Origin of the sequence: Microbacterium memoriense, assembly GCF_025398275.1 — a bacterium.
In the GTDB taxonomy this organism is placed as follows: Bacteria; Actinomycetota; Actinomycetes; order Actinomycetales; family Microbacteriaceae; genus Microbacterium; species Microbacterium memoriense.
In genome coordinates this window covers 170,011-176,343 of the sequence record NZ_JAODOR010000005.1, presented here as the reverse complement: position 1 = coordinate 176,343, position 6,333 = coordinate 170,011, and the positions used below count along the sequence as shown (strand labels likewise).

Here is a 6,333-nt window from a genome sequence, read left to right as displayed (position 1 = left end):
GCTGTTGATGTTGAGGCACTCGTCGCGGATCCGGCTGTTGAACGACTCGACGTACCCGTTGCGCCACGGCGAGCCCGGAGGAATGTAGCTCAAGCCGGTGCGGGTGCCGGCCCAGTCGGCCATCGCCTCGCTGATGAACTCCGGCCCGTTGTCCGACCTGAGCACCGCCGGGGCGCCCCGGGCGGCGACGAGGTCCTCGAGGTGGGCGGTGAGTCGGTCGGCGGTAATCGAGCGCTCCACGAGGCCGCCGATGCACTCCCGGGTGTGTTCGTCGACGATGGAGCAGATCTTGATCGGTCGGCCGTGATCGTCGGCATCGAACTGAAAGTCCACCGCCCACACCACGTTCGGCGCATCCGCCGTCGGCGCGTCGACGGTCGAGGACCCGACGCGTTTGCGGCGACGCCGCTGCGGGACGCGCAGTCCCTCCTCGCGCCACAGCCGTTGGATCTTCTTGTGGTTCACCACCCACTCCTCGGCGCGGGCGTCGTGATACGCCCGCCGATACCCGTAGCGGGGATGGTTCTTCGCCCAGGCGCGCAGCCAGTCCCGCAGCGCCATGTCCGGATCGTCGGTGGTTTCGCCCTTGAGCGGGCGCCGGTATGCGGAGCGTGAGAGCCCGGCCAGGCGGCACGCCATCCGTTCGCTCACCTGCAGTGTCCTGAGCAGGTGCGAGACGGCGGCGCGACGTCTGCCCGGGCCTAGAAGTTTCCCTCAGCCAACTCCTTCAGCGCCGCCTTCTCCAGCTCCGCTTCGGCGAGTAGCCGCTTGAGGGTGGCGTTCTGCTTCTCCAGCTCCTTCAGGCGCTTTGCGTCGTCGGCCTTGAGGCCGCCGTACTGGTTCCGCCACCGGTAGTACGTCTGCTCGGACACGCCGAGCTCCCGACACCCCGCGGCGACATCCTGCCCGTCGGCGAGCATCCTGTCGGCCTGCCCGAGCTTGCGGACGACCTGCTCCGGGGTGTGACGCTTCCTGCTGTTTGACATGATCTGACCAGTCTCCCTGCCCGCGACTCCGGGCGACAGGACGACTCTCAGAACCACCGGACCTACGAAACGGGGTCAGCCCACATACACATCATTAGTTACACCGTCTTCTTCGCGCTCGGCGTCTACGGGCGCGAGCTCATCACCACAATCATCACGAAGCACGCGCTTGCGGCGCTTGTGACGGCGCTGTGCCTCTACAAAGCGCTGGACATCGTCCGGCACATCGAACCTCGGCGCGCGGCGCTCGCGATCACCGACGTCCCGTGGATGCTTAGCGCTGCCATCGCTCTGATCAGCGCGAGTGTGCTGTTGTGCCGAGTCCCCGGCATAGAGAATCCACTCGCGGCGATCGGCAAGAGAACACTTCCGATCTACGTGATGCATGTGCCGCTCGCGGCCGCACTCTTGCTCGTACCCGCATGGCTGGATGTCGTGAGAGCGCTAGGCGCCTGGACACCCGCAATCGTCACCACGCTGATAGTGGCCATCTCGCTGGCAATATTTGCCCTGGCCATGCGTTCGCCGTTCCGTGTCTTGTTTGAGCCCCCCTGGTCGGGCCACCTCCCGCCTGGAGCCCCTCGCGAAGCGTGAATGACTTCTTGCAATTGGGGCGCGTGGGTGCGAAAATCGGGGCCGCCGCGTAGTTTCGCACTCGCTCACTTGGCGCGTCGGGGTTGCACGTGGCGATGTTCCGCAGCAGGAGCGATCGCGGACCGACACGATATGGCTGAAAGGCGGCCTGCGGGTCGGCGGGATCCGAATGAAATCGAGTCAGGAATCGTTACAAGTGTCGAGTCCCGACTACGTGAAACGCGAGCGCGTGGCATGGATGGACGCCACCCGCGGTCTTGCTCTGTTCGGCGTACTCATTCTGCATGCGGACTTGTTCGCGTACCGGGAGAACGTGGCTGGAAACCCCCTGGCTTTCTGGACGACGATCAACATCGCGACGTGGCCGTTCCTCCTTGCTCCGCTCTTCATGATCTCCGGGATGCTGAGACCGGATCCCCTCAGCCGCCGCGCCTCTGACGCGAGAACCTGGCGCTCGGTGGGCATCTTGATGTGGATCTATGCGGTCTGATACCTCATCCATGCAACGGGCGCCACCTTTGGCCTGCCGACTGGTGTCGCCGGGTTCCAGCAACCCGCTTCATTGATCAACGGCTTCCTACTACCGCACTCGGTCTTGTGGTTTGTCTTGGCCCTCGCGCTGTGGACTGCGGCATTGCCCTTCGCGCGAAGAGTGCCACGTTCGGTTGCCATCGCAGCCTTTGTCTGCATCGCGGTGGCGCGGCCCTTCCTTCCCGGAGAAGAGGGCAGCGATCTGTATATTCGCATGCTCGCCTATGGCGTCTTCTTCGCGGTCGGAGTTTGCTACCGTGAGCAACTATTCAGCGCAATCGACAACCTACGTCTGCCGCTGTTCGTCGCCGCCATATCTGGTTACGGCATCACCACGTGGGTGGGCATCGCTACACCAATCACCGCGGGGTTCACCGCGATCACGTTCCCGATTCAGTTCGGGTCTGCGGCTCTACTGCTGATGTACGCCTGCGCGCTTGCATGCCGATCCGGCCGAGTGGCAACGTGGCTGTCCTGGTACGGCGAACGGACGCTACCGATTTACGTGACCCACAGCTTGATTTTTTTCGCGCTGGCGTCGACGTCGTGGTGGGGCGAAATCGTCGCGGGCAACCTCGTTATGCGATGGGGTACTCCGCTCTTGCTTGCGATGGCAGCGAGCGCTGTTGGCATCGTCTTATCTGACTTGTCGCGCGGAAGCGCGATCGTCCGGCTGTTGTTCTCACCCCCGGCGTCGTTGCTCCACTCCGAGGCGGGCGGGTCGAGACGGTAAGAGATACGCGATCGGTGGTCAAATAGGATCGTTCTTCCGGAAGCGACTTCGTTCATTCAGCGCGAATCGCGACCGCCCAATACCCCCGCGACGGGCTGCCGCGCACATAGCCGTTGGCACCACATCACAAGTCCGCCAGCGTGAGACAATTGCCACGATGAGTAGCTATGACCCCAACGCTGGCATCGATGTTGTCGTTCCGGTTCACGGAGGCTGGGAGCACGTTGAGCGATGTCTAGATTCCCTCGAGAAGCAAACGGTTCCGATCTCTGTCATAGTCGTCGATGACCGGTCACCAGACGATACAGCAACCCGCATAGAGCAGAAGTTTCCCAGGCTGACGCTCATCCGCAATTCGACCAACATCGGTTTTGCCGCGTCCTGCAATCGAGGCATCGCCGCTGGCTCAGGCAGGTTCGTCATACTGCTGAACAGTGATGTCCACGCGGAGCCAGCCATGGCTGAGTCGGTCGCAGCCGCGTTCTCAAACGCCGGCGCGGACGCCGGAAGTGTTTCACCCCTATTGCTGCAACCCAACGGTCTTATCGACTCCTTTGGGATCACGGCAGACGTGACTCTGGCGGGATTCGTGCGACTTCATGGCGCCGAGAAGCGTCGAGCAAGAGGCCAACATTCCACTATCGTTGGCCCTTACGGCGCGCTTGCTGCCTACCGTCGTGTCGCGCTCGACTCCGTCGGCCTACTTGATGAAAACATCTTCATGTATGGGGAAGAGCTTGAGCTTGCGTTTCGGCTCGCCAACGCAGGTTGGCGGACGATTGAGATCAACGAGCCGCTCGGCGTTCACATCGGCGGCGCATCCGCCGGAGCCGGCTCAGCTCGCCAACGCTATCTCGCAGGATTCGGACGCGGTTACATCTTGCGCGTCTACGACGTCTTTCGCAGCAGACACGGGTTTCGGGCACTCGCCACAGAGCTAGTAGTAGTCACTCGCGGCATGCTCGCTCACCGCGACTTTGCTCAATTGAGAGGCCGATTTGCCGGATGGAGACAGGGTCGAAACGTCGCGAAGCGATCGCAACCCGTCACCCAAATCGACGCATCGATATCCTTCGTCCAATCGTTGAAGATGCGCTCACCCAGGTACTGGAAGGGTACCTCGTGATGGCGCGCGATCTGAAGACAACTGATGAGTCGGTCATGGTCGTGGTCCTCAACTGGAACGGTATTGCCGACACTGTTTCTTGCCTGGACTCCCTCTGGCAACAGGACTACGCGGCGCTGGAGATTCTCGTCGTCGACAACAATTCCTCCGATCACTCGCTCGAAGTGCTCCGCCCGCTCGCCGAGTCGGGCCGGATTCAGTTGCTCGAAAACTCCTCGAACCTCGGATTCGCGGGCGGCGTGAACAGCGGAATCAGCTACGCGATTGCTAGGGGCGTTGAGGCAGTAGCTCTGGTGAACAACGATGCTCTCCCTTCAACTAGCTGGGTCTCCAACCTTGCCTCTGAGCTGTTCACGACTCGCGCATCTATCGCGACAGGTCTGCTTCTCGACGGCGGCGGCAAGAGGATCGACACTTCTGGAGACTTTTACTCAAGATGGGGAATGCCATACCCCCGCGAGCGCGGCAAGCTTGCTGAAGAAGCATCATCATCGGGTCCCGTTTTCAGCGCGTCCGGTGGGGGGAGTCTTTATCGGACCGAGCTTTTTCAGGACATCGGCATGTTCGATGAGAAGTTCTTCGCATATTTCGAGGATGTCGATCTGAGCTTCCGAGCGCAGCTTCAGGGCAAAGAGATCCGCTTCGTGCGAGATGCGGTGGCGCTACACAGGAGAGGCTCGAGCAGCAGTAAGGTCGCCGGATTCACCACCTATCAGAGCCTAAAGAATCTGCCACTCGTTTTCTGGCGGAATCTCCCTGCTTCGACAATTCTGCGGGTTGGCCCACGATTCGCCCTCCTCTATCTGGCAATCCTCGCGAACGCTGTTCGAACGGGCAGAGGCCGACCCGCATTGCGTGGTGCATGTGAAGGGTTCGCCCTTGTTTTCACGCACGCACTTCCGACTCGTCGCGAGATACAGAGGAGACGAAGCATCACACCGAGGTCTGTTTCCGCTCTGCTGACGTCAGAGAACCCGTTTCGACCACATCGGTATCACTGAATTCTGCGGCGCTCGGCCCGAGCTCGGGCATCATACTCGACCTGGAATACGCTGCAGCAACCAAGATCGCGAACCACGGGATGGTGTGGTTGTCGCCATAAAACAAAGTGGTGTCCGTCATCCCGTGCACGAGCGGCCAGGCAAGCCCGGCGAAGACAACCACCAAGCGCGCGCTGTTGAGAGAAAGCACCTTTTCTGACCGTTGCGCCCTCATTGAGGCAACAACTGTCAGTAGCGGCCCCACAGCGAGCACAACCACCAGCAGCAGCGCGATCAGGCCCGAATCTACCCACGCCTGCGCGAAGAGGTTGTGCGGTGGGAGTACTCGGAGCGTCGGGTCACCTGCCAGTTGAGGATTCTCGACAACACGATCGACCATGCGCTCGCGCCAGTTACCGAAGCCCAAGCCGGAGAACCATCGAGATGGCACCGATTCCAGGACTAGGCCCCAGAGGACGGCGCGCTCGCCGATGGTGCGTGTTGCTTCTTCCAAGAGCTCAGGTTTCACCAGGCGAACGCCCACGACGAGAAGGACGGCGAGCGCACCGGCTCCCAAAGTGAGTAGAACACCGATCAGCGGTTTGCGAACGGCGATCAGGATTGCGAATGAGATGAGAGGAAGTACGACGATCATCGCGACGGGTGACTTGGACCCGGTGAAGAGCATTGCAACGCTGCACAACGCAGCGATAGACAGCAGCGCTGCCTTGCGACCCGGCCACCAGCAGCCGACCAAAGCGTAGACGCACGCGCAGAGCGCCATGAGTAGTGCAGCCGTATTGCCGTTCAGAAGCATCCCGCCAGACTTTCCAGGATCCAGAACGTTCTCGTAGCCGCCGGTGAAGAGCACGTCCACCCCAGGCTCGCTAACAAATCTCGCGATCGGAGATGCGAGGAATAGCTCTTCGACCGCGGGTGACAAACGGAAAAGAAGAATCATTCCCGCTTCCAGCACCACAACAGGCGAAGCAACGAGCACCGCGTAGCGGATGTCGCGGGGCGAATCTCGGAGAACCTCGCGCGCTATGAGGAACGCGGAGAGCAGAGCCATCGAGCCCATCACCCCGTAGGCCGCTGATCCGAACTTAAAGGACCAAAGCGACGAGACTCCTTGCCAGAGAACAAGTCCGCCCAGCGCCCACAGCCACCATTCGCGTCGTTGATGCCAAGTTCGGACGATCATGCCGGGCGCTAATCCAGCCGTAAACATCAGCGCGAACGACATGAATCCCAATGAGCCGAACCCTTGAAGGAGAGACACCACCAGGACGCTAGCCAGCAGCACTCGCAGAGGAAGTCGCAGGCTCAGGAAAAACAACGCTACTGAGGCGACAAGCCCGATGGCCGCCAGCAGCATGAAAC

General features: G+C 61.3%; 5 protein-coding genes and 1 pseudogene. 4 read left to right on the top strand and 2 right to left on the bottom strand.

All coding sequences use genetic code 11. The annotated features are described in order from the left end of the window. A pseudogene (locus tag N4R40_RS05530) lies at positions 1-986 on the bottom strand (IS3 family transposase); the annotation flags it as partial. Positions 987-1,809: 823 nt separating this feature from the next. Here N4R40_RS05530 and N4R40_RS05525 point away from each other — a divergent pair. From N4R40_RS05525 to N4R40_RS05510, 4 genes are all read left to right on the top strand, one after another. Then, positions 1,810-2,070: a hypothetical protein gene (locus tag N4R40_RS05525; RefSeq protein WP_261606370.1), complete on the top strand. Its 261-nt coding sequence runs from the start codon at positions 1,810-1,812 to the stop codon at positions 2,068-2,070. Between the two features lie 117 nt (positions 2,071-2,187). Next, positions 2,188-2,844, top strand: a complete 657-nt coding sequence (locus N4R40_RS05520) for a hypothetical protein (protein ID WP_261606369.1) — start codon at positions 2,188-2,190, stop codon at positions 2,842-2,844. Positions 2,845-3,001: 157 nt separating this feature from the next. After that, positions 3,002-3,970: a glycosyltransferase family 2 protein gene (locus tag N4R40_RS05515; RefSeq protein WP_261606368.1), complete on the top strand. Its 969-nt coding sequence runs from the start codon at positions 3,002-3,004 to the stop codon at positions 3,968-3,970. Continuing rightward, a complete protein-coding gene (locus N4R40_RS05510; RefSeq protein ID WP_261606367.1) occupies positions 3,970-4,971 on the top strand; it encodes a glycosyltransferase family 2 protein in 1,002 nt (333 codons plus the stop codon). Before N4R40_RS05515 ends, N4R40_RS05510 begins: the two co-directional genes overlap by 1 nt. Here the strand turns inward: N4R40_RS05510 and N4R40_RS05505 are convergent. Further along, positions 4,904-6,328, bottom strand: a complete 1,425-nt coding sequence (locus N4R40_RS05505) for an O-antigen ligase family protein (protein WP_261606366.1) — start codon at positions 6,326-6,328, stop codon at positions 4,904-4,906. The genes N4R40_RS05510 and N4R40_RS05505 overlap by 68 nt on opposite strands. Positions 6,329-6,333 lie beyond the last annotated feature (5 nt).

What these genes read in the sequence shown, in the direction of transcription:
- N4R40_RS05515 (WP_261606368.1), top strand. Translation starts at nt 3,002, where the DNA reads ATGAGTAGCTATGACCCCAACGCTGGCATCGATGTTGTCGTTCCGGTT.
- N4R40_RS05510 (WP_261606367.1), top strand. Translation starts at nt 3,970, where the DNA reads ATGGCGCGCGATCTGAAGACAACTGATGAGTCGGTCATGGTCGTGGTC.
- N4R40_RS05505 (WP_261606366.1), bottom strand. Translation starts at nt 6,328, where the DNA reads ATGCTGCTGGCGGCCATCGGGCTTGTCGCCTCAGTAGCGTTGTTTTTC.